Consider the following 23,230-nt stretch of genomic DNA (forward strand, 5'->3'; position numbering starts at 1 on the left):
GGGCCCTGTCATTCGATCGCGAATCCCGCAACACGGCCTTTCTCGTCCAGCCGTACCGTGTAACCGATGAACGCCCCCGGGCCGAACTCGGCCACATAGCTGTACATCGTTCCTTTTTCGCCCTGGCGTGTTCCCTTGAACACCATGGCGGTCGGTGCGCCGTAGGGGCCCAGGGAACGCATCATGCCGGCACCGATGCCGGCCACCAGCTTGCCACGCAGGTCGTCGCTGAAGGCGCTGTAATCGGTGCCGTCCTGCAGCTGGCGGAACGATGCCTTCGCGCTTTCGCCAATGGCGGCAACCTCGCCGGCAACAGGCCGTTCCCAGGCCGCGACGATGTCGGGATGCAGTGCGGCGAACACCAGGTTGGTCATGGTGATGCCGGCCTCGGGTTTCTTGTCGCCCAGATTGCTGAAGGCCACGATGCGCAGGCCAAGATCCGGGAAGTACATATCGGCGGTGGTGAAGCCCTGCGTGCCGCCGGTGTGTCCGACCCGCGCCTGCCCGTACACCGAATCCACGAACAGGCCGAGGCCGTAGCCCACGGGCTTGCCATCGGCGGTGGCGAAGGAGGTCTTCATCTGCGCATAGCCGGCTGCGGACACCACCTTGCCACTGCCCAGGCCACCGTCCCAGCGCGCCAGGTCGTCCAAGGTACTGACCAGGAAGCCGGCCGCGCCGCTCCAGTCCGGGTGGAAGTACGGCGCGCGCTGCAGCGTGCCTTGCTCATGCCGGTAGCCAACGGCCATGCCGGCCAGGCGGTCGGTGTCGGCCAGGGTAAAGGTGTGCGTCATTCCCAGCGGCGCGAGCAGGTGCTGCTGCAGGTAGTCACGGTAGCGCTCGCCCGATACGGTTTCGATCACCTTGCCGAGCAGTGCGTAGCCGGTATTGGAGTACGACCAGCGCGTGCCCGGCGCAAAGTCCAGCGGCTGGTCGGCAATGCGCGCGATCAGGTGGTCGAAGTCGATGGGTTGGGTCACCAGAGCGTCGACTTCCGCATCCGGCCCGTCGAAGTAGTCGTGCAGCCCGCTGGTATGGGTCAACAACTGGCGCAGGGTCACCTCGCTGGCGTGCGGCGCATGCGGCAGATACCGTGCCAGCGGGTCGTCCAGCTGCAGCTTGCCCGCTTCCTGCAGCTGCACGATGGCTGCGGCGGTGAACTGTTTGGTGATCGAGCCGATCTCGAACGGTGTATCGGTACGCGCCGGCAGCGCGCGCTCGCGATCGCGCAGGCCGTAGGCGCTGGAATAGACAGGCTTGCCGTCAACGGTCACCGCGATGGCCGCACCAGGCACCTGGAAGCGCTGCATGACCTGCTGCATGTCGGCATCGATGCGCCGTGCCATGGCGGGGTCGATGGCGGTGGCATGAATGCCACTGCCGCCGGCAGGTCTGGACGCCATCGGGGGCGAGGCCGAGGCGCCGCCGCAAGTGACGATAGCGGCAGCAAGGCCGCTGACAAGGATCCACAGGTATCCAGTACGCATGTCCAGGCCGCCATTTATTCAATTTTGATCTATAGTTTGAATTATGAGCAGACCCCCAGCAAGCCCCCCTGCCCCGCGCGGACTGAAGCTGACCCCGGACCAGCTGGGCGCCATGGCGTCTTCGCCGCGGTTGGCGATCCTGCAGCGCCTCGATGTCGACGGCCAGGCCACCGCGCGCGAGCTGAGCGAGCGCCTTGGGCGCCCGATCACCGCGCTCTATCACCACCTGGAGCGGCTGGAAGCGGCGGGCCTGGTGCAGGTGGTTGAACGGCGCAGCACCGGCCGCCGGCCCGAAGCGGTCTATGCCGTGGTATCGCGGCAGCTGTCTTCGGCCGACGCGCTGCGCACGCCGGGTGGGCGCAGGAACCTGATCAAGGTGGCCAGCAGCGTGGTGGGCGCCAGCCTGCGCGCGTTCGCGGCGGCCGCCACGCAGGCGGCGGCGTGCTTCGAGGGAAGCCAGCGCAACTGCACCGTGCGCCATCTCGCTTTCCGTGCCGACGCTGCCCAGTTGGCACGCATCAACGCGCTGATAGGCGAACTCGAACAGGCCACCCTGGAAGGCAGTGAAGCGGCCGGGGATGGCCAGCCCCTGCTGTTGACGGTGGTGCTGGCCTCGGTGCCGGATAAGCGCAAGAGCTGAGTCTTGATCGGCGTGGGACCGCCGGACGTGGTCCCACGACGATTCCCCCTCGAGCGCACGAGGCAACGCGAGTCGCTCAGGACTCGAAGATCGGTGGGAACAAGGAAGCGCGCATATCCGCCGGATGAGCGCGGAATCATCAATCGGCCTGAATCTTCAATCCGGTCAATTCGTTGCGAACTGGCAGATTGAAGTGGAGCGGGCGATGGGAATCGAACCCACGTCAGTAGCTTGGGAAGCTACAGCTCTACCATTGAGCTACGCCCGCAGCGCGGATGAAAGTCTATGCGGTGGGGCCGGTGCAGCGCAATGGTGGCCACCGCATCCGCGAGGGGTCAGAGCCCTTTCCTTGCGGAAAGGGATCCGACCCCGGCGGTTGCTGCTTAGAACGTGCCGCTGAAGTTGGCGAACAGGGTGGCGTCCTGCGCGCGCTTCTGGCCGGTCGAAGCACTCAGGCCGAAGTTGCTCTGCAGGCCGAACAGTTCGGTGCGGGCACCCAGCACGACGGTGGCGTAGTTCTTGTCGAAGTTCAGGCCCGGCACGCGATAGTTGCCCAGTTCCGGCAGGGTCTGCAGCCAGGCGCTGGCCTGCTTGGTGTCCTCGAACTCGTGATCGTAGGTCACCTGCGCGTACGGCTTGACGGTGCCGCCATCGAAGCGGGCCTGCCAGCCGATGCGGCCGACGGTCGAATCGACGTTCTGGCGGTCGTAGCCCAGCGCGGTGGCCAGGGTGCCGGCCGCGGCGCTTTCGGTGTAGCCGTCGATCTTCACCTTCTGCCAGATCACCGAGGCGATCGGGCCGTGGCGGAAGCCGCCTTCGGTGCCGAACTCGTAACCGGCGTTCAGGGCGGCAGTCAGGTTGCTGCCGTCCGGCGAACCGCCGTGCTCGCGGGTGGCCGGGCCCAGCTGGACCTTGCGGTTCACGTCATAGGACAGCCAGGTGTAGCTGACCTGGCCGTTCACCCAGATGCGGTCCCCATACCAGCCGGCGAACAGACCGGCGGTGGTGTCCTTCTGGGTGAAGTCGCCACGGCTGTTGCCGAAGTCGGCATTGAGGCGGCCGAAGCCGGCGAAGCCGCCGAACACCATGCCATCGCGCGCCCAGTCGATACCGAACAGGCCGGCCGGGGCCAGGCCGTCGTACAGGTCGGCGTGGTCGTAGCGCTGCAGGTCGCCACGCACGCCACCCCACCAGGACAGGCCGTCAGCCGGACGACCGCCCAGGTGCATGCTGACCTGGTCGGCACGCGAGCGGCCGATGGTCTGTGCCGAGTGGCTCAGCACCTGCTGCAGGCGCGGCGCTTCCAGCACCGAGACCGCGTACTGGCCCAGCAGCTGATGGCCGGCGGTGGTCGGGTGCACGCCATCGGCGAACAGGTAGGTGTTGGCCGCATCCGGGCTGACGTAGCTGGTCGGGTTGCAGGTCAGGATGCTCTGCGTCGAGTTGGCTGGATCGATCTTGCAGCCGGTGCTGGTGACGTTGGTGAAGCCGTACATGCCCGGGTTGGCAGCGACTTCGCCCAGCACGGTGAAGGTATCGAGCGGAATGAACTCGATGCCGGCCTGCTTCAGGCCGCCGTACAGCGCCTTGTTGTAACCGGCCGACAGCGCGGTGGCGGTAGCGGCATTCGGGCCGCGGAAGGCCGGGGTCAGGCCGACGTTGGGCAGGTTCGGCACCAGCACGTATTCGGCACCGGCCTGCTTCAGCGCGCCCACCAGGGCGATCTGGTCGGTGACGGCCGCGCCGATGATGGCCTGTGCCTGCGCCGGCGCAGCAGCGGCGGCGAACAGATCGTTGGCACCGCCCCACACCGTGTACAGGACGTTGGCGTCAGCCTTGCCGCCATTCGCGGCCAGGTAACGGGCCGCCTGCGACTTCAGCGACGGGATGGTGCCCATCGCGCTCGGCACGTCCACGCCGACGCGTGCGCCGCCGACCGCATAGTTGTCACCGCTCTGGCCGTTGCCGTTGGCGCCGCCGTTGACGCCGTAGTAGTTGGCGACCTGCTGCGACCACACCCAGCCCGGGTTGGTGGTGAACTGGCCGGTGACCGGCTGCACGCCGGCCGGCAGCAGCGGGCGGAAATAGCCGGCATCGGTGAGGCTGTCACCGAAGAACACGGCCTTGGAATACGGGGATTCGCCTGCCATGGCCGGAAGCGCGGCCAGCGCGATCGCGGCCGCCATCAGGGAGCGGATCGGGCGTTTGCTGAGCAGCATGTAAGAAACTCCTGTGGGGGAAATCGTTGAGGACCCGGCGGACGTACGCCGGCGCACGGTGAATGGTTTCACTGCGCCGCGTTTTGCTCACGCTGCGCCGCCGCATGGATTGTCGCCTGACCACGTGAAAACACGCTGTGCCAGAGCTGGCGCCCGGTTCAAATTGCAAACGTTCCGATCCCGGCGGGCTATCAGCGACAATGACCGGATGAACATCCAGCTCAATGGCGAACCCCGTACCCTGCCCGCTTCGGCGACCCTCCACGACCTGCTGCTGGCCGAGCAGCTGCTGCAGCGCCGGGTGGCGGTGGAGGTCAACGGCGAGATCGTCAGCCGCAGCCGCCATGGCGAGCACGTCCTGGCCGAAGGCGACGTGGTGGAGATCGTGCACGCGCTGGGTGGGGGCTGACGCCTGCGCGGGTGTTCAGGGGTCAGATCCGTTTGCCGGTGGCAAAGGGATCTGACCCCACGCTCGACTCCGCCCTCTGCGTGACCCCATCTTCAGGCGGATAAGCGATAATCGCGCCATGAACGTTCATGTCTCCCCCGATTCGCTGGTGATCGCCGGCAAGACCTATGGCTCGCGGCTGCTGACCGGCACCGGCAAGTTCAAGGACCTGGAAGAAACCCGCCTGGCCACCGAGGCCGCTGGCGCCCAGATCGTCACCGTGGCCATCCGCCGCACCAACATCGGGCAGAACCCGGGCGAGCCGAACCTGCTGGACGTGCTGCCGCCGGAGCGCTTCACCATCCTGCCCAACACCGCCGGCTGCTACACCGCCGAGGACGCGGTGCGCACCTGCCGCCTGGCCCGTGAGTTGCTGGACGGCCACAACCTGACCAAGCTGGAAGTGCTGGGCGACCAGAAGACCCTGTACCCGGACGTGATGCAGACCCTCAAGGCGGCCGAGCAGCTGGTCAAGGACGGCTTCGAAGTGATGGTCTACACCTCCGACGACCCGATCCTGGCCAAGCGCCTGGAAGAGATCGGCTGTGCTGCGGTGATGCCGCTGGCCGCGCCGATCGGCTCGGGCCTGGGCATCCAGAACAAGTACAACCTGCTGCAGATCATCGAAGACGCCAAGGTGCCGATCATCGTCGACGCCGGCGTCGGCACCGCGTCGGACGCGGCGATCGCGATGGAGCTGGGCTGCGACGGCGTGCTGATGAACACCGCCATCGCCGGCGCACGCAGCCCGGTGCTGATGGCCAGCGCGATGCGCAAGGCGGTCGAGGCCGGCCGCGAGGCCTTCCTGGCCGGGCGCATTCCGCGCAAGCGCTACGCCAGCGCCTCCTCCCCGGTGGATGGGCTGATCGGCTGATGACCAATCCTTTTGACAGCGCCGGTTCCAAGGCCCCGCCCAAGCCCTTCACCGTCAGCGAAGGCCGCCGCGAAGTACGCAGCTTTGTGCTGCGCCAGGGCCGTTTCACCCCTGCCCAGCAGCGCGCGTTCGACGAACGCTGGCCGCGCTTCGGCATCGACTACAACGGCCAGCCGCGTGACCTGGACGCCACCTTCGGCCGCCCGGCACACAAGGTGCTGGAAATCGGCTTCGGCAATGGTGCCGCGCTGCGCTTCGCCGCCCAGCACGACCCGTCGCGCGACTACATCGGCATCGAAGTGCACGCGCCCGGCGTGGGCCGGCTGCTGAATGCGCTGGCCGACGACAACGCCGACCACGTGCGCCTGTACCACCACGATGCGGTGGAAGTGCTGCAGAACGAGATCGCCGACGGCGCGCTCGATGAAGTGCGCATCTACTTCCCGGACCCGTGGCACAAGAAGCGCCACAACAAGCGCCGCCTGCTGCAGCCGGCGTTCGCCGACCTGCTGGTGCGCAAGCTGCGCCCGGGTGGCCGTCTGCACTGCGCGACCGACTGGGAAGACTACGCCGAGCAGATGTGGGACGTGCTCGATGCCACCGCCGGCCTGGTCAACCGCGCCGGCCCGCGTGGCAGCGTGCCGCGCCCGGACTGGCGCCCGCAGACCCACTTCGAGACCCGCGGCCAGAAGCTCGGCCACGGCGTCTGGGACCTGCTGTACGACCGCACCTGACGATCGCCTGAGGACACTGCGCCCCACATGGATACCGCGCTGACGCTGACCAACGACATGAAGCTCGTGCTCGGGCTGGTCGGCTTCACGATGGCGATGTTCCTGTTCGAGCGCATCCGCGCCGACGTGGTCGCGCTGGTGGTGCTGGTGGTGCTCGGTGTCACCGGCCTGATCGCGCCGGAGGAGATCTTCGGCGGTTTCTCCGGTAACGCGGTGATGAGCATCATCGCCACCACCATCCTCGGTGCGGGCCTGGACCGCACCGGGGCGCTGAACCGGCTGGCCGCCTGGCTGCTGCGGCGCGGCCATGGTGTCGAGCAGCGGCTGCTGATGATGACCACGGCCATTGCCGGCCTGAACTCGTCCTTCATGCAGAACCCGTCAGTGATGGCGTTGTACCTGCCGGTCGCCTCGCGACTGGCGGCGCGCACCGGGCTGACGATGCAGCGGCTGCTGCTGCCGATCTCGGCGGCAATCGTGATGGGCGGCGCGCTGACCATGGTCGGCAATTCGCCGCTGATCCTGCTGAACGATCTGCTGGCCTCGGCCAACAACAACCTTCCCTCCGGCCTGGCCACGATCGAGCCGCTGCGCATGTTCGCGCCGTTGCCGATCGGCGTGGCGCTGCTGATCGCCTCGCTGCTGTACTTCCGCTACTACGGCGACCGCAAGCTGATCGAAGAGGAAAGTCTGGTCAACGACGGGGTCACCCCGGCGCGCACCGAGAGCTACTTCGCCAAGACCTACGGCATCGAAGGCGATGTGTTCGAGCTGGTGGTGACCGCCGAAAGCCCGCTGGTGGGCATGACCCTGGGCGAGGCCGAGACCCTGCACGACGCGCCGCTGCTGCTGGCCCTGAAGACCGGCAACGACACCCGCCTGGCACCACCGGCGGAGATGCGCATCTGGGTCGGCAGCGTGCTCGGTGCGATGGGCCCGCGCGAGCAGATCAGCGACTTCGCGCAGAACCAGTTCCTGCGCATGTCCTCGCGCCTGAAGCACCTGGGCGACCTGTTCAACCCCAGCCGCGCTGGCATTTCCGAGGCGGTGGTGCCGCCGACCTCGAACGTGATCGGCAAGAGTGCGGCCGACCTGCGCCTGCGCAAGGAGCGCGGCATCAGCCTGCTGGCGATCAACCGCGACAAGCAGGTGATCCGCGAGGACGTGCGCGACGTGCAGCTGCGCGCCGGTGACATGCTGGTGTTCCACAGCATCTGGACCGACCTGGCGCAGGCCGCCCGCAGCCGCGACTTCGTGGTGGTGACCGACTACCCGACCGGCGAGCAGCGCCCGCACAAGTTCAAGATCGCGATGGCGATCTTCGCGCTGACCATCCTGATCGCGCTGACCAGCAAGCTGCCGGTGGCGCTGACGCTGATGACCGGCGTGGCCGGCATGCTGCTGACCGGCGTGCTGCGCATGGACGAGGCCTATGCCTCGATCAACTGGAAGACGGTATTCATGATGGCCGGGCTGATTCCGCTCGGCTGGGCGATGGACTCCAGTGGCGCGGCGGCGTGGGTGGCCGGCCACACCATCGACAAGCTGCCGACCGGCATTCCGGTGTGGGTGCTGGAGGTGGCGCTGGCGCTGCTGACCACGGCGTTCTCGCTGGTGATCAGCCATGTGGGCGCGACCATCGTGATGGTGCCGATCGCGGTGAACCTGGCGTTGGCGGCAGGTGGCAACCCGACCGCGTTCGCGCTGATCGTGGCGCTGTCGGCGTCCAACAACCTGATGACGGCCTCCAACCCGGTGATCTCGATGATCACGGGGCCGGCCAACTACACCCCACGCGAGATGTGGCGGGTCGGCGGACCGTTGTCGCTGATCTACACCTGCGTGGTGGTGCTGATGATCAACCTGATGTTCTGAGGTTGAGGTTTGTTGGCAGGGCTGCGCCCTGCACCCGCAGAAGCCGAAGCAACAGCAACAGCAACAGCGGGCATTCCGTGGGATGGCGAGGCACTGTGGGTTTGCGGGGACGCCGTAAACCCATCCATGGGGGCTTGGTCGCGGCATCCATGCCGCTCACACCCCGCAAACCCACAGTGCCCCGCCTTCGACAGTTTCACGCGGCTGGTGGTGGGTGCCGACCGTTGGTCGGCACGGATCTCGCTCTGGTAGCTGTCGACCTTGGTCGACACGGCTTTTGTAGAGTCGAGCCGTGCTCGACTGCTTCTGGCCTCAGGCCAGATAGACCTGCCCATCACGCACGTCCACCGGCACCGCGCGCAGGCGGTCGCCCTTGCACGGGCCGGCGATGCAGTCACCACTGTCCAGCGCGAACGAGGCGCCGTGCGCGGCGCACACCAGATGACCCTCGCGGCTCTTCAGGAATTGCCCCGGCGCCCAGTCCAGGCGGCGGCCGGCGTGCGGGCAGATGTTCAGGAACGCGCACACCTGCGCGCCGTCGCGGTACAGCACCAGCGATTCGGCATCGCCTTCGACCACCGCTTCGACCTCGGCAAACGCGCCATCGGCAAGGGCATCAAGGGCGATCAGGGCAGCAGCGGCAGTCATGGCGAAGGCTCGGACAGTAAACCGGCATTGTCGCACGCCCACTCAGGTGACTGGCTGCGACATGAACACAAGTCATTGATCCGTAATAAGCACAGGCTATATTTAACGAGTTTTTCACTCAATGACAGTGGCGCGTCCCGATACTCTGGTTTCGCTGATCCCAGCCTATCGAGCCGCCATGTTCAATCGCGCATCCGCCTTAAACCAGTTCCGCACCCTGTTCGCGCCGCGCAAGCCGCGCCACCCGCTGGTGCGCGTTGCCGTGGGCCTGCTTGGCCTGGCGATCCTGGCGGCAATGGTGTTCATCGGTGTGTTCGTCGGTGCGGCGATGATCCTGGTCGGCCTGGCGTGGAAGCTGCTGGCCTCGCGCAAGCCGGGCGTCGCCCGTCCGGTCGACCCGACCGTGGTCGAAGGCGAGTACCGCGTGGTGCGCAAGCCGGTGTTGCCGGCCTCGCGCTGATCCACCTGTTGCGAGCCCGCTGACGGCGGGCGCCATGCGTTCTAGACTGCGGGCACGCCCTTCCTGGATGCCCGCATGTCCGATGTCTCCGATGTGATCCCTGCCGTAGCCCTGCCGCGTGTGCCGGTAGCCGGTGGCGGCAGTTTCCCCGTGCACCGCATCTACTGCGTCGGCCGCAACTTCGCCGACCACGCCCGCGAAATGGGCGCGGCCGTGCCGGCGGCCGATGACCGCGGCCGCCCGATGTTCTTCAGCAAGCCGGCCGATGCGATCGTGGTCGGCCACGACGATGCCATCCCCTACCCGCCGGCGACCGCCAACCTGCACCACGAAGTGGAACTGGTGGTGGCGATCGGCCGCGATGCGCCCGCCGGCGAGCTGTCGGTGGCCGATGCCGACGCACTGGTCTATGGCTACGCCGTCGGCCTGGACCTGACCCGCCGCGACCTTCAGGCCGCCGCCAAGGACAAGGGCCACCCATGGGATGCGGCCAAGGGCTTCGATGCCTCCGCGCCGATCAGCGAAATCGTCCACGCCGAGGAAGTCGGCGACCTGGCCGCGCTGAACCTGTCGCTGGAAGTCAACGGCGAGGTGCGCCAGCAGGCGCTGCTCGACCAGATGATCTGGAACGTGCCGGAGATCCTGCATGAGCTGTCCAAGCTGTGGCAGCTGCGCGCCGGCGACCTGGTGTTCATGGGTACCCCGTCCGGGGTGGCTGCACTGAAGCCCGGCGACCGCTTCAGTGCCCGCCTGGAAAACGTGGCCGAGCGCCACGGCGTGATCGCCGGCTGACATCACCTGCGCTACCCTGCGCGCTGTCCACTTCCCCCACCGGAGAAAAACAACAATGGGAATGCTCACCGAGTTCAAGGAATTCGCGATGCGCGGCAACGTCATCGACCTCGCCGTCGGCGTGGTGATCGGCGCGGCCTTCGGCAAGATCGTGACCGCACTGGTCGAGAAGATCATCATGCCGCCGCTGGGCATGCTGATCGGCAAGGTGGATTTCTCGCAGCTGGCCTGGACGTTGTCACCGGCCAGCGTCGGCGCCGATGGCAAGGAGATCCCGGCGGTGGTGATCGGCTACGGCGATTTCATCAACACGCTCATCCAGTTCGTGATCGTGGCCTTCGCCATCTTCCTGGTCATCAAGGTGATCAACCGCCTGTCGCGCAAGAAGGAAGCCGCGCCGGCGGCACCGACCGAGGAAGTAGTGCTGCTCCGCGAGATCCGCGACAGCCTGAAAAGATAACGGAACGGGCTCCTGCGGGCGCCCTTTCCATCTGCGTGTCTGCGACGCTGCCCATGCGGTGTTGCTGTTATCCTCGTGCGCCCGCGCGGTGCCCTCGCACCGCGCGGGAAGCACGAAACCACCGCCCTTTGCGGTGGATGCCAGGAGGCACCGCTTGAACCCCCCCACCCCGCGCATGGGCGCACTCGCCATACCCCTGCTACTGTCTGCCTGCATGTGCGTGGCCGGCACCGCGCAGGCGCGCGATATCTCTGTCACCGATGGCAAGGGCCATTACCTGCCCTACAAGCCGGGGATGGCACTGCCCAAGGGCGTAGCCGCGCCGCTGGACGGCTACAGCCACGCCGACCTGCTGCTGGCGGCCGCGCAGCCGATCGAGGCACAGATGAAAGCGCGCGGCCTCGATCCGACGCTGACCCGCGAGTCTCTGTTTGCAATGGCCGGCGTGCTGAACGAGGCGCTGGAAGCCAAGAGTGCCGAGTACCAGATCGCCACCGATCTGCAGAAGGCCGGCGATTCGCCAAAGGCCCGCCATGAAGCAGTGACTGCGCTGGCGAAGCGCTTTGGGCTGCTGACAGTCGATGCCACCTACGATTCGCTGAAGGGTTCGCCACTGTTGTCGCTCGACAAGCAGTTCCTGAACGACTACATCAACAACGCCGGCAACGGTGTGGCCAGCTACATCATGAAGCTGGATACCGCAGCCAGGTAATTCCCTCGGGCGCCATGGAAGCATGTGAAAGCCCCGCCCCGGCGGGGCTTTCGCTTTGCCGGACATGGCGGAAAACAGCGTTCGCGCCAGCCATGACCTCCCACCCATGCGCCGGGCTGAACGACTGTTAAGCTCCAAGACTTAGGTCCCTTCCCGGAGTTGTCCATGCGTCGCCGCATCCTTGCCATCGCATCCTCCCTCGCCCTGCTGGCCGCCCCGGCCTTCGCGGCGCCGCACACCACCACCCTGCCCCCGGCATCGCTGGCCACCGCCGCACAGCTGCGCGACCAAGCGCTGGCCGATGACACCGGCTGGAAGGTGGTCGAATCGCTCACCACCGAGATCGGCCCGCGCATCGCCGGCGGCGAAGCCGACGCCCGCGCCGTGGCTTGGGCCGAAGCCAAGTTCAAGGCCCTGGGCTTCGACAAGGTGTGGAAGGAGCCGGTGACCTTCCCGAAGTGGGAGCGCCGCAGTGAACACGCCGCCGTGACCGGCAAGAATCCGCAGCCGCTGCAGATCACCGCATTGGGCGGCAGCCCGGGCGGCACCGTGGAAGCCGAGGTGGTGCGCTTCGCCGACCTGGCCGCGCTGCAGGCCGCACCGGCGGGTTCGCTGAAGGGCAAGATCGCCTTCGTCGATTACCAGATGCTGCCCTTCCGCGATGGCCGCGACTACGGCCGTGGCGGCGCGATCCGCAGCAAGGGCCCGTCCGAGGCGATCCGCAAGGGCGCGGTCGGCTTCCTGATGCGCTCGGCCGGCACCGACTCGCACCGCGTGCCGCACACCGGCATCACCCGCTTCGACGACGGCCTGACGCCGGTGCCGTCGGCGGCGCTGTCGGTGCCCGATGCCGACCAGCTGGCCCGCCTGCTGGCGCGTGGCAGCACCACGGTGAAGGTGGCGCTGGATTGCGGCTGGGACGGCACCGCCACCTCGTACAACGTGATCGGCGAGATCACCGGCCGCAGCCTGCCGAAGGAAGTGGTGGTGATCGGCGGTCACCTGGATTCGTGGGACCTGGGCACCGGCGCAGTGGATGACGGCGCGGGCGTGGGCATCACCATGGCTGCCGGCCACCTGATCGGCCAGCTGAAGCAGGCGCCGAAGCGCACCATCCGCGTGATCGCCTTCGCCAACGAGGAACAGGGCCTCTACGGCGGCAAGGCCTATGCCGAGGCACACGCCAAGGACGTGGCCCTGCACCAGTTGGCCGCCGAGAGCGACTTCGGTGCCGGCCGCATCTATGCCTTCAACACCGGTTCGCCGAATCCGGAAGGCTCACGTGAAGCGACGAAGCAGATTGCCGAAGTGATGAAGCCGCTGGGCATCGAGTACCAGGCCGACAAGGGTGGCCCGGGCCCGGACGTCGGCCCGCTGGCCGCCAAGGGCGGTGCGTGGGCGTGGCTGGCGCAGGATGGCTCGGACTACTTCCACCTGCACCACACCGCCGACGACACGCTGGACAAGATCGACCCGAAGGCGCTGGCACAGAACGTCGCCGCGTACACGGTGTTCGCGTACCTGGCGGCGGAAGCCGACGGCAGCTTCGGTAGCGAGGCCAAGGCGACCACGCCGCCGAACGAATGATGCACTGGCGCCGGGCCATGCCCGGCGAGCGCAGCGGAAAGAGCGGTGCGAACCGAGGTTCGCACCCACCGGGCAATGGCGCGGGTCAGATCCCTCGCCTTGGCGAGGGATCCGACCCCGATCCTGTCAGCCTTCCCACACGCTGGTGTTGCGCACACCCAGCAGCTTCGGGTTGTACAGCGGATCCTTGCCGGCCTGGCGATGCTGCTCGTAGTCGCGCAGCGCCGCCAACGCCGGTTTCTGCAGCAGCAGGATGGCAATGATGTTCAACCAGCTCATCAGACCGACGCCGATATCGCCCAACGACCACGCGATCGTTGCACTGTTCACCGCCGAGTAGCCGGTCGCGGCCAGGAACAGCAGCTGGAACACGCCCATCGCCCACGGCGCGGGACGATCACGGCACAGGTAGCTGACGTTGGTCTCGGCCATGTAGTACAGCGCCAGGATGGTGGTGAACGCGAACGGCAGGATCGCCAGCGCTACGAACGAACGGCCGAAGCCCGGCAGCGCGGATTCCACCGCATGCTGCACGAAGCGTGGCCCAGCCTCGACGCCAGGCAGGCTGCCCAGCAGCAGGCGCGCCTCATCCGGAATGCCGTTCACCGCCGGGTCGTAGACGTTGTACAGGCCGGTGGACAGGATCAGGAAGGCGGTGGCGCTGCACACCACCATGGTGTCGATGTAGACCGAGAACGACTGCACCAGGCCCTGCTTGACCGGATGCGAGACTTCGGCGGCGGCGGCCGGATGCGCGCCACTGCCCATGCCGGCCTCGTTGGACAGCACGCCACGACGCACGCCCCACTGGATGGCGGTACCGATCATTGCGCCGAACGCCGCATCCACGCCGAAGGCACTGCGCAGCACCAGCATGATCACCTCCGGTACCTTCTCCGCGTTGAGCACCATCACCAGCGCCGCGACCAGCAGGTAGGCCACCGCCATCAGCGGCACCACCCATTCGGCCACGCGCGCGATGCGCCGCACGCCGCCGATGAGGATGGCGCCCAGCACCAGCAGCAATACCGCAGTAGTGGTCATCACCGGCACGTTCCAGGCTTCGTTCACCGCACTGGTGATCGCGTTGGACTGCGTGCCGGCCAGCATCGCGCCCGCCAGCACCGTCACCAGTGCGAACAGCACCGCATACCAGCGCTGGCCGAGGCCTTTTTCGATGTAGTAGGCCGGGCCGCCGCGGTACTGCCCCTTGGCATCGCGATCCTTGTAGATCTGCGCAAGCGTGGATTCGATGAAGGCACTGGACGCACCGAGGAAGGCAACGATCCACATCCAGAAGATCGCACCAGGACCGCCGAAGGCGATGGCCATGGCGACGCCGGCAATGTTGCCGACGCCCACACGGCTGGACAGCGAAAGCGACAACGCCTGGAACGGCGAGACGCCGGCGTCGGAACGCTCATGGCGGAACATCAGGCGCAGCATGTCAGGCAATGCCCGCAACTGGATGAAGCGCGTGCGCACGCTGAAGTACAGGCCGGTGAGCAGGCACAGCACCACCAGATAGGGGCTCCAGACGACGCCGAGGATCGCGTTGACGATGGATTCGATGTTCATCGATAGCCCCTCAGAAGAACATGCCCAGGGCGACCTGGGGGCTGATGATGCGGCCGGTGTTGCGGCCGGCCACGCTGAACTCCACGCCCGCGATCAGGCCCAGTGACGGGCTGAAGTGGTACTCCACGGCCGGCGCCAGGGTGACGCTGCGGCTGGCCGGGCGATGCTCTTCGATCCGTTCGATCGCACCGCTGCTGTTGCGTGCGAAGCCACTCAGGCGCTGGCCTGTCTCGCGGCTGGCGGCCACCTCCATCACGCCCACCCAGCGCGAATTGAAGCTGTACTCGGCGCCGACCGACAGGCCCAGCACCGACCCGCGGGAGATATGCCCCTGGAAGCTGTCATCGGTGCCGTAGACGCTGGTGCCGGAAATGGCGGTGCGCGACGGTGCCGGCCCGGCACTGAGCTGGGCACGCCAGCGCACGGGGCGGTCATTGCCCAGCCACACGACCTGCTGCACGCCCAGCGCTGCGGTGGTGCGCTGCACGCCGTCGCCCTGCGCATCGAGCGGATTGCCGGTGATGCGATCGTGGCTGCCGGTGCTGAAACGCTGCACCAGCGCGACCGAGATGGCCGGACGGGTGCCATCGGCATTCGGCGCCTGCAGCAGGTACTGCAGCCGCGCGGTGGTGTCACCGGCGCGGAAGCCGCTGCTGCGCGCACTACCGGACTCCGAGCGCGAGGCGCTGAGATTGACCTGTCCCATCACGCGGTCGCTGAAGCCATAGATGATCGGCACCACGGTCGCCCATGCGCCGCTGTGCTCGGCACTGCGGCGGCGATCACCGTTGTTGTCGTAGTGGTCGCGACTGTCGACCCGCACCAGATAGGGTTCGATGTACCAGTTGCCCTGCGGCAGGCCGGCCGGATTGGGGGTGATCAACGGCCCGGTGAAATTGACCCCGTCCATGCTGCGCTCTTCGGCCTGCACCGCGGGGGCTGCAAGCGCGCACAGCACCAGCAGCAGGGATGCGCGCATCGCGTTGGGTTGGATTCGATGCATGGGAACCACTCCTGTTCGACGTTGGATGGACGTCCACCGTGCGATGCAGGATGCGGCTCAACAATGAGACAAATTCTAAAAGCGCGTACTCATGCATCAAGCATGCTTGATGCATCGTGATCGGTCGCAATCAGCATGCTTTGCAGGTGGCATCCCGCGTGCGATCCGCACGATCACGCCGAGTATTGCGGAATCCGCGCAAAAAACCCGGCCACGAGGGCCGGGTTCCAGGTCACCACGCGATGAAACAGCCGCGTCAATCGGCGCGACGGCTCGCCCACTGCGCCAGCAGCACCGCCGTGGCCGAGGCCACGTTCAGGCTCTCCACTGCACCGCTGCCGGGAATCGAGACCTGCAGGTCGCATGCACCCGCCAGGCTGCGGTCCATGCCCTCGCCTTCGGCGCCCATCACATACACCAGGCGGGCCGGCAGCGAAGTGCGGAACACGTCGTCACCGCCCTCCACCAGGGTCGCCGCCAGGCCGAAGCCGGCCGCACGCAGCTGCGCCATCGCCTGGGCTGTATCCGGCAGTTGCACCAGCGGCACCGCTTCCGCACCGCCTTCTGCAACGCGCGCGGCGGCACCGGACAGCGCCAGCGTGCTGCCGGCCGGCAGCAGCAGCGCCTTGGCGCCGAAGTGCGCGGCCGAGCGCAGGATCGCACCGAGGTTATGCGGGTTGCCCACGCCATCCAGCCACAGCGCCAGCGCCGGGCCGTCGCCGACCTGCTCCAGCCACTGCGCCAGCGGCAGTGCCGGAGCACGCAGCACATCGGCCACCACGCCTTCGTGATGGGTGGTACCGGCGAGCTTGTTCAGATCGCCGTCTTCAACCACGCGGTACCCCACACGGTTGGCCACGCACCACTTCAGCAGCGGCTGCAGGCGCGGAATGCGCGCCTCCAGCAGGTACAGCTTGCGCAGCGCCTGCGGCCGCGCTTCGAACGCGGCCAGCACGGCATTCAAACCGTACAGGCGCAGCTCGTCGCTGCCACCGCGCCCACCACCGCCCGTAGCCGGCGCCTCCGGGCGCGGCAACGGCGTTGCGCGCGGCGGACGGGCGGACGGGCGGCGGTTGTTCCAAGGGTTGTTCACTTACACACTCTCCTGCTTGCGCTGGCGCCAGAAATCGGCGTTCTTGATGCCCAGGGCATCAGGGTCGAACACCGGATCCAGGCCCAGCTTCTTCTGTCGTTCGTAGTCACGCAGGGCCAGCATCGCCGGCCTCTGGATGATGAGGATGGCAATGATGTTCAGCCAGGCCATCAGGCCCACGCCGATGTCACCCAGCGCCCAGGCCAGGGTCGCATTATGGAACGCGCCGAACACCACCATGGCGATGATGCCCAGGCGCAGCACCAGCACGGTCAGCGGGCGCTTCTTGTTGTGGTTCACATAGCTGAGGTTGGTCTCGGCCATGTAGTAGTACGCCATGATGGTGGTGAAAGCGAAGAAGAAAATGGCGATGGACACGAACGCCGAGCCCCAGCCCGGCAACACGGCTTCCACACCAGCCTGCGCGTAGCCAGCACCTTCCGGAATACCGGCCAGGCCCTGGAAGATCGGCGGGGCACTGGCGCCTGCCGCCGAATATACGTTGTAGGTGCCGCTGGCCAGGATCAGGAACGCGGTGGCGGTGCACACCATCATGGTGTCGAAGTAGATGGCGAAGGCCTGCACATAGCCCTGCTTGGCCGGGTGCGAGACTTCCGAGGCGGCTGCCGCGTGCGGGCCCGAGCCCTGGCCAGCTTCGTTGGCGTAGATGCCGCGCTTGATACCCCACTCCACCGCCAGGCCCATCATCGCGCCGAACGCGGCGTGAGTGCCGAAGGCGCTGCTGAAGATGATGTTGAACATCTCCGGCACGCGGTCGTAGTTGATGATCATGATGACGATGGCCATCAGGATGAAGCCGGCTGCCATGAACGGCACCACCACTTCGGCGAAATTGGCGATGCGCTTGACGCCACCGAAGATCACCACGCCCAGCAGCAGCGCCACCACGATGCCGATGCCCAGCTTCAGCGCCTGCACCGACTCCATGCCGAAGGCCTGGCCATCGAGCGGGCCGCACAGTGCGGTGCCACGGCAGGCGTTGATGATGCTGTCGGCGATGGCGTTGGCCTGCACGCCCGGCATCAGGAAGCCGGCGGCGATGATCGTGGCAAAGGCGAAGGCCAGCGCGTACCACTTCAGGCCCATGGCTTTTTCGATGTAGTACGCCGGGCCACCGCGGTAACGGCCTTCGGCATCCTTGGTCTTGTAGATCTGCGCCAGGGTGCATTCCACGTACGAGGTGGACGCGCCGAGGAAGCCCATCACCCACATCCAGAAGATCGCACCGGGGCCGCCGAAGGCGATGGCGGTGGCCACGCCAGCGATGTTGCCGATGCCCATGCGGCCGGCCATCGACATGGCCAGCGCCTGGAAGGAAGACACGCCGGCGTCGGATTTCTCACCCTTGACGGTGAGGCGGCACATTTCGAGGAAACCCCGGATCTGCATGAAGCGCGTGCGCAGGCTGAAGAACAGGCCGGCGCCCAGGCACACGAAGATTAGTGCCTTGCTCCAGATGATGCTGTTGATGAAGTGTACGGTTGCTTCCACGCGCGCTCTCTCCAGTCGGCGGGTTGTAAGGACGTCCCGTCGGCTGGAAGGGACCGGTCGATTCTCCCTGATCGAAGGCCGCTGCGGTAGCGCCAGAAGGATGGGGTCGGATCCCTTGCGCGCTGCGCAAGGGCTCTGACCTTGGTTCTACCGTTTGGCGGGTTGGGGGTCAGAGCCCTTTTCTGGCGAAAAGGGATCCGACCCCGCGCCTGTTCAAGGCAGCTGCATGCGCACCCGGGCGAAACGGCGCAGGTCGTGCAGCACGCCGCGCTTGTAGACCGCACAGCGGTCCACGCCCTCCTCCTGGAAGCCGTTCTTTTCCAGCACCCGGGCCGAGCCGAGATTGAAGTCGACCACCCCGGCCTGCAGCCTGAACAGGCGAAGCTCGTCCATCACCCAGGGTGCGAACAGGCCGACCACCCGGGTCATCACTCCTTGGCCCCAGTAGGCCTGGCCCAACCAGTAGCCCAGCTCGGCCATGTGTCCGCGCTCGGCCACGCCCTGCTGGGCACCGACGCTGCCGCAGGCCTGGCCGTCGATCTCGATGGCCAGGTTCAGGGTGCCCGGGGCCAGCACGCGGCCGGCGAGGAAGGCCTCGCCATCCTCGCGCGTGTACGGATACGGGAAGCGGTCGCGCAGGCCGCGCGACACCTCGGCGTCGTTGGCGTGGTGCAGCAGGGATTCCAGATCGTCCGGGCGCCAGGGGCGCAGGAGGAAACCTTCACCCTGTAGTGGCGGGGTCAGAGACCTTTCCGTTCCGGAAAGGGATCCGACCCCTGGTCCGACCCCGTCGGCAGGCCGGTCAGGCATGACCGCCCACCGACGGCGATTCCGCTTCCTGCTTCTCCAGCTCGCGCTTCACCGCTTCCGGCGAACGGGTGTACGGAGCCAGCCGCGCGTAGAACGCCGGCACCACGAACAGCGACAGGAAGGTCGAGAGGGTCACGCCGAAGATGATCACGATGCCGATCGTGCCACGGCTGGCCGAACCGGGACCACCGGCCACCACCAGCGGAATGGCGCCGACCACGGTGGCGATCGAAGTCATCAGGATCGGGCGCAGTCGCACCATCGCCGATTCGATGATCGCCTCGCGCACGCTGCGGCCGTCGTCGCGCAGCTGGTTGGCGAATTCGACGATGAGGATGCCGTTCTTTGCGGCCAGGCCGACCAGCATCACGATGCCGATCTGGCTGAACAGGTTCACGGTACCGCCACTCACCCACAACCCGACCAGCGCACCGAGCACGCCCAGCGGCACGGTCAGCATGATGGTCAGCGGATGGATGAAGCTCTCGAACTGCGCAGCCAGCACCAGGTACACCACCAGCAGGGCCATGGCGAAGGTGAGCAGCACGGCGCCACCGGCGCTCTGGTACTCGCGCGATTCGCCCTTCCAGTTCACCTGCGCGTACTGCGGCAGTTCTTCCTGCGCCACGTTCTGTGCCCAGGCAATGGCCTCGCCCAGCGGATAGCCCGGCGCCAGGCCGGCACTGATGGTGATCGAGCGCAGGCGGTTGAAGCGGTTCAAGGTGCCGGCCTCGGCCACTTCACTCAGCGTGACCAGGTTGGACAGCGGCACCAGCTCGCCGGAAGTGGCGCGCACGCGGATCGCGGCCAGGTCGGCCGGGCTGGCGCGGCCGTCACGTCCGGCCTGCACCAGCACGTCGTACTCCTCGCCGTTGTCGACGAAGGTGGTGACGCGACGCGAGCCCATCATGGTTTCCAGCGCCGAACCGATCGCGGTGACCGGCACGCCGAGGTCGGCCGCACGCTGGCGGTCGATGTTCACCCGCATCTGCGGCCGGGTTTCCTTGTAGTCCGAGTCCGGGCCGACCAGGCCGGGGTTGTCGGCCATGCGCAGCAGGATGCGGTCGCGCCACTGCGCGATCTCCGCGTACTCCGGCCCGCCCAGTACGATCTGGAACGGCTGCCCGCCACTGCGCACCAGGCCGCCACCGACCTGGGTACGCACGCGCACGCCACGGATGGTGTTCAGTTCCTTCTGCAGTTCGTTGGCCACGTCCGGGGTGGCCTCGCTGCGCTGGCGCCACGGCTGCAGGAAGATGCTGACGCGGCCGGTATGCATTTCCTCGCTGGCACCGAAGCCACCGGGCACGCGCGGGTTGGCGCGCACGATCGGCTTGTCCGGGCCGACATGCGGGGCCAGCAGCGCTTCCACCTGCTGCACCTGCTGCACGGTGTAGTCGTAGCCGGCGCCTTCCGGGCCGTCGATCATGATCTGGAACGAACCGCGGTCTTCGGCCGGTGCCAGCTCCGACGGCAGCAGCTTGAGCAGGCCCCAGCTCGCGGCCAGCGCGGCCACCATCACCAGCAGGTAGATCCAGGTGCGGTCGACATGGTGATCGAGCATCCGCCCATAGGCACCCGCGAGGCGTTCCAGGTTGCGGTTGATGAAGCCGTGCAGGCCCCGCGGCGCCTGCCCGGTGTGCGGCTTGAGCAGCTTGGAGGCCATCATCGGCGTCAGTGTGAGCGCCACGAACGCGGACAACGCCACCGCGGCGGCCAGCGCCACTGCCAATTCGCGGAACAGGCGCCCGGTGTTGCCTTCCAGGAAGCCGACCGGCAGGAACACTGCCACCAGCACGGCGGTGGTGGCGATCACCGCGAAGGCGACCTGCGCGGTACCGCGCTTGGAGGCCACCAGCGGTGGTTCGCCCAGGTCGATGCGGCGCTGTACGTTTTCCACCACCACGATCGCATCGTCCACCACCAGGCCGATGCACAGCACCAACGCCAGCAGGGTCAGCAGGTTGATCGAGAAGTCGAACGCATACAGCGCGATGAACGCCGCGACCAGGCAGACCGGCACCGTCACCGCCGGAATCAACGCGGCGCGGAAACTGCCGAGGAACAGCCAGATCACCGCCAGCACCAGGATCATCGCTTCCACCAGCGTGGCGTAGACGCGGTCCACCGCCGCTTCGATGAAAGTGGTGTTGTCGAAGGCGACGAAGATCTGCGTGCCCTTGGGCAGGGTCAGCGCCACCCGCTCGGCTTCAGCGCGCGCGGTGCGCGCCACGTCCAGCGAGTTGGCGGTGGAGGTCTTGACGATGCCCAGGCCGATGCCCGGCTCGCCGTTGCTGCGGTAGTACGCGCGGCGTTCGGCCGAGGCCAGCTCGATCTTCGCCACGTCGCCCATGCGCACTACGTAGCCATCGCGGCCCTTGCCCAGCGGGATGGTCGCGAAGTCTTCGGGCTTGATGTAGTTGCGCTCCACGCGCAGGGTGAAATCGCGGTCGGTCGACTCGATGCGGCCGGCCGGCAGCTCCACGTTCTCGTTGCGCAGCGCGGTTTCCACGTCGCCGGTCGTCAGGCCGCGTGCAGCCAGCTGGTCGCGGTCCAGCCAGATGCGCATCGCATAGCGCTGGCGGCCGCCGATGCGGACCTGGGCCACGCCATCAAGGCTGGAGAAGCGATCGACCACGTAGCGGTCGGCGTAGTCGCTCAGCTCCAGCGTGTCCATGGTCGAGGAGACCATGTTGAACCAGATGATCGGGTCGGCATCGCTTTCGACCTTGGCGATTTCCGGCGGCCGCGCCTCTTCCGGCATGCGGTCGGCAACACGGCTGACCGCATCGCGCACGTCGTTGGCCGCCGCTTCGATATCGCGGTTGGAAGTGAATTCGATGCTGACCTGCGAGCGGCCGTTGGTGCTGCGCGCGTTGATCGTATCGATGCCTTCGATGCCGGCCAGCGCATCTTCCAGCACCTGGGTGATGCGGCTTTCGATGACCGCCGCCGAGGCGCCGGTGTAGTCCACCGACACCGAAACGATCGGCGGATCGATGGCCGGCAGTTCACGCAGGGTCAGGCGGGTGAAGGACATCACGCCCAGCACCAGCAGCAACAGGCTCATCACCACGGCGAACACCGGCCGCTGGATGGAGATGTCGGACAGCTTCATCCGCCGTGGCCCTCTGCCGCGACCGGTGCCGGTGCATCAGCGGGCTTTGCACCACTGGCCGGTGCCGCGTCCTTGGCAGCAACCTTCAGGCCGGGACGCAACTTGCCGGTGCCATCGACCACGATGCGCTGGCCCGCTTCCAGGCCCTGCCTGATCTCGACCACGCCGGCACGGCGCGCGCCGGTCACCACGTCCACGCGCTCGACGCTGTCGTCTGCGGTGATGCGATACACGTAGGTATCGCGGCCGACCTGCACCACGGCGATTTCCGGAATCACCAGCGCCGGGCGCTCGGGGCGGAACAGGCGCACGTCCAGCAGCATGCCCGGGCGCAGCGCATGGTCGCCGTTGGCGAAATCGGCGCGCACCGTCACTGCACGGGTGGCCGGATCGATGCGCGCATCGATGGTGCTGACCACGCCCTCGAAAGTGCGGCCGGGCCACGCCACGCTGGTGGCACTGACCTTGTCACCGACGCCCAGCGCGGCCAGCTCCACTTCAGGCACCTGGAAATCGATATGCATGTGCTCGATATCGTCGAGCGTGGCGATCACCGTGGTCGGCGTCAGCAGCGTGCCCGGGCTGACCTGGCGGATGCCGAGCACACCGGCGAACGGCGCACGCACGCGGCGGTCACCGATGTCCGACTGCATCTGCGCCACGCGCGCTTCGGCGGCATCGCGGATCGACTTCTGCGTATCCAGTGTGGCACTCGACACCAGCCGCTGCGTGGCCAACTCACGCTGGCGCTTGTACAGCTGGTCGGCCTCGTGGAACGTGGCCTGCGCCTGCACCAGCGCGGCCTCCTGGGCCTGGCCGCGCAGGGTCACGATCGGCGCGCCGGCCGCAATGTGCTGGCCGCTTTCGAAATGCACTTTCTCGACGATCTCGCTGACCTTGGCGGTCACGCTGATCGACTCGCGCGCCTTGGCCGTGCCCAGCGCCTGCAGGGTGTCGCTCCACTGGCGGGACTGCACGACCTGCGCGGTGACCGGCACCGCTTCTCCCTGCCGACGTGCGGCGGCCTCCTGTTTGCCTGCGCACCCGGCCAGCACGGCCAGGCTGAGGCCAAGGGCCAGGGTCGAAGCGATACGAGCCAACATGAACGGTCCTGATTGATCCACGGCCGCCGAGTGTAGGCAAGTGCCCCTGAAAGCGGTATGTGCCAAGCGTTTACCGG

The 23,230-nt window shown here is 67.2% G+C and carries 20 protein-coding genes and 1 tRNA gene; 10 read left to right on the forward strand and 11 right to left on the reverse strand.

Annotation, left to right across the window (positions count from 1 at the left end; all coding sequences use genetic code 11):
- Nucleotides 1-8: 8 nt before the first annotated feature.
- Nucleotides 9-1,346, reverse strand: coding sequence for a serine hydrolase domain-containing protein (locus DFO63_RS07570; RefSeq protein WP_182474394.1), 1,338 nt, complete (start codon nt 1,344-1,346; stop codon nt 9-11).
- Between the two features lie 184 nt (nt 1,347-1,530).
- Here DFO63_RS07570 and DFO63_RS07575 point away from each other — a divergent pair, with 184 nt between their 5' ends.
- Nucleotides 1,531-2,127, forward strand: coding sequence for a helix-turn-helix domain-containing protein (locus tag DFO63_RS07575; protein ID WP_119006718.1), 597 nt, complete (start codon nt 1,531-1,533; stop codon nt 2,125-2,127).
- Nucleotides 2,128-2,321: 194 nt separating this feature from the next.
- Here DFO63_RS07575 and DFO63_RS07580 read toward each other — a convergent pair.
- A tRNA-Gly gene (locus DFO63_RS07580) sits at nt 2,322-2,395 on the reverse strand.
- Between the two features lie 115 nt (nt 2,396-2,510).
- Nucleotides 2,511-4,346 carry an autotransporter domain-containing esterase gene (locus tag DFO63_RS07585; protein ID WP_049442679.1) on the reverse strand — a complete coding sequence of 612 codons (1,836 nt, stop codon included), beginning with the start codon at nt 4,344-4,346 and terminating at the stop codon, nt 2,511-2,513.
- A gap of 208 nt (nt 4,347-4,554) precedes the next feature.
- Between DFO63_RS07585 and thiS the strand changes: the two genes are divergently transcribed.
- The 4 genes from thiS to DFO63_RS07605 all read left to right on the forward strand — a co-directional run bounded on the left by thiS (nt 4,555) and on the right by DFO63_RS07605 (nt 8,277).
- Entirely contained in the window at nt 4,555-4,755 is a 201-nt protein-coding gene (gene thiS / locus DFO63_RS07590; protein ID WP_014038278.1) for a sulfur carrier protein ThiS, read from the forward strand.
- 118 nt (nt 4,756-4,873) lie between these two features.
- Nucleotides 4,874-5,668, forward strand: a complete 795-nt coding sequence (locus tag DFO63_RS07595; RefSeq protein ID WP_005418798.1) for a thiazole synthase — start codon at nt 4,874-4,876, stop codon at nt 5,666-5,668.
- A complete protein-coding gene (trmB, locus tag DFO63_RS07600; protein WP_008268324.1) occupies nt 5,668-6,402 on the forward strand; it encodes a tRNA (guanosine(46)-N7)-methyltransferase TrmB in 735 nt (244 codons plus the stop codon). Before DFO63_RS07595 ends, trmB begins: the two co-directional genes overlap by 1 nt.
- A 27-nt stretch (nt 6,403-6,429) precedes the next feature.
- Nucleotides 6,430-8,277, forward strand: coding sequence for an SLC13 family permease (locus DFO63_RS07605; RefSeq protein WP_049442680.1), 1,848 nt, complete (start codon nt 6,430-6,432; stop codon nt 8,275-8,277).
- A 312-nt stretch (nt 8,278-8,589) separates the two neighbouring features.
- Here DFO63_RS07605 and DFO63_RS07610 read toward each other — a convergent pair whose 3' ends face one another.
- The gene (locus tag DFO63_RS07610) at nt 8,590-8,925 is read right to left on the reverse strand and encodes a Rieske (2Fe-2S) protein (RefSeq protein ID WP_119006719.1); all 336 of its coding nucleotides are present in this window, start codon (nt 8,923-8,925) and stop codon (nt 8,590-8,592) included.
- A 178-nt stretch (nt 8,926-9,103) separates the two neighbouring features.
- Here DFO63_RS07610 and DFO63_RS07615 point away from each other — a divergent pair, with 178 nt between their 5' ends.
- The 5 genes from DFO63_RS07615 (at nt 9,104) to DFO63_RS07635 (ending at nt 12,936) form a co-directional block, all read left to right on the forward strand.
- Nucleotides 9,104-9,385, forward strand: a complete 282-nt coding sequence (locus DFO63_RS07615) for a hypothetical protein (protein WP_119006720.1) — start codon at nt 9,104-9,106, stop codon at nt 9,383-9,385.
- Nucleotides 9,386-9,460: 75 nt separating this feature from the next.
- Nucleotides 9,461-10,177, forward strand: a complete 717-nt coding sequence (locus DFO63_RS07620; RefSeq protein ID WP_119006721.1) for a fumarylacetoacetate hydrolase family protein — start codon at nt 9,461-9,463, stop codon at nt 10,175-10,177.
- A gap of 55 nt (nt 10,178-10,232) precedes the next feature.
- Complete coding sequence (mscL, locus tag DFO63_RS07625) at nt 10,233-10,637, forward strand: large-conductance mechanosensitive channel protein MscL (RefSeq protein ID WP_049442682.1); 405 nt, start codon at nt 10,233-10,235, stop codon at nt 10,635-10,637.
- A gap of 154 nt (nt 10,638-10,791) precedes the next feature.
- Nucleotides 10,792-11,349: a hypothetical protein gene (locus tag DFO63_RS07630; protein WP_147416411.1), complete on the forward strand. Its 558-nt coding sequence runs from the start codon at nt 10,792-10,794 to the stop codon at nt 11,347-11,349.
- 165 nt (nt 11,350-11,514) lie between these two features.
- Nucleotides 11,515-12,936: a M28 family peptidase gene (locus DFO63_RS07635; RefSeq protein ID WP_049442684.1), complete on the forward strand. Its 1,422-nt coding sequence runs from the start codon at nt 11,515-11,517 to the stop codon at nt 12,934-12,936.
- Nucleotides 12,937-13,062: 126 nt separating this feature from the next.
- Here the strand turns inward: DFO63_RS07635 and DFO63_RS07640 are convergent, their stop codons facing one another.
- From DFO63_RS07640 to DFO63_RS07670, 7 genes are all read right to left on the reverse strand, one after another.
- Nucleotides 13,063-14,514: an alanine/glycine:cation symporter family protein gene (locus tag DFO63_RS07640; protein WP_049442685.1), complete on the reverse strand. Its 1,452-nt coding sequence runs from the start codon at nt 14,512-14,514 to the stop codon at nt 13,063-13,065.
- Nucleotides 14,515-14,524: 10 nt separating this feature from the next.
- On the reverse strand, nt 14,525-15,517 hold the full coding sequence (locus tag DFO63_RS07645; RefSeq protein ID WP_101765993.1) for a hypothetical protein: 993 nt from the start codon (nt 15,515-15,517) through the stop codon (nt 14,525-14,527).
- Nucleotides 15,518-15,773: 256 nt separating this feature from the next.
- Nucleotides 15,774-16,610, reverse strand: a complete 837-nt coding sequence (locus DFO63_RS07650; RefSeq protein ID WP_101765994.1) for a TrmH family RNA methyltransferase — start codon at nt 16,608-16,610, stop codon at nt 15,774-15,776.
- On the reverse strand, nt 16,611-18,122 hold the full coding sequence (locus DFO63_RS07655; RefSeq protein WP_049442688.1) for an alanine/glycine:cation symporter family protein: 1,512 nt from the start codon (nt 18,120-18,122) through the stop codon (nt 16,611-16,613).
- Nucleotides 18,123-18,335: 213 nt separating this feature from the next.
- A complete protein-coding gene (locus DFO63_RS07660) occupies nt 18,336-18,932 on the reverse strand; it encodes a GNAT family protein (RefSeq protein ID WP_049442689.1) in 597 nt (198 codons plus the stop codon).
- Entirely contained in the window at nt 18,925-22,050 is a 3,126-nt protein-coding gene (locus DFO63_RS07665; RefSeq protein WP_049442690.1) for an efflux RND transporter permease subunit, read from the reverse strand. Before DFO63_RS07665 ends, DFO63_RS07660 begins: the two co-directional genes overlap by 8 nt.
- The gene (locus DFO63_RS07670) at nt 22,047-23,153 is read right to left on the reverse strand and encodes an efflux RND transporter periplasmic adaptor subunit (protein WP_014038290.1); all 1,107 of its coding nucleotides are present in this window, start codon (nt 23,151-23,153) and stop codon (nt 22,047-22,049) included. Before DFO63_RS07670 ends, DFO63_RS07665 begins: the two co-directional genes overlap by 4 nt.
- Nucleotides 23,154-23,230 lie beyond the last annotated feature (77 nt).

The sequence above is a fragment of the Stenotrophomonas sp. AG209 genome, assembly GCF_003550055.1.
In the GTDB taxonomy this organism is placed as follows: Bacteria; Pseudomonadota; Gammaproteobacteria; order Xanthomonadales; family Xanthomonadaceae; genus Stenotrophomonas.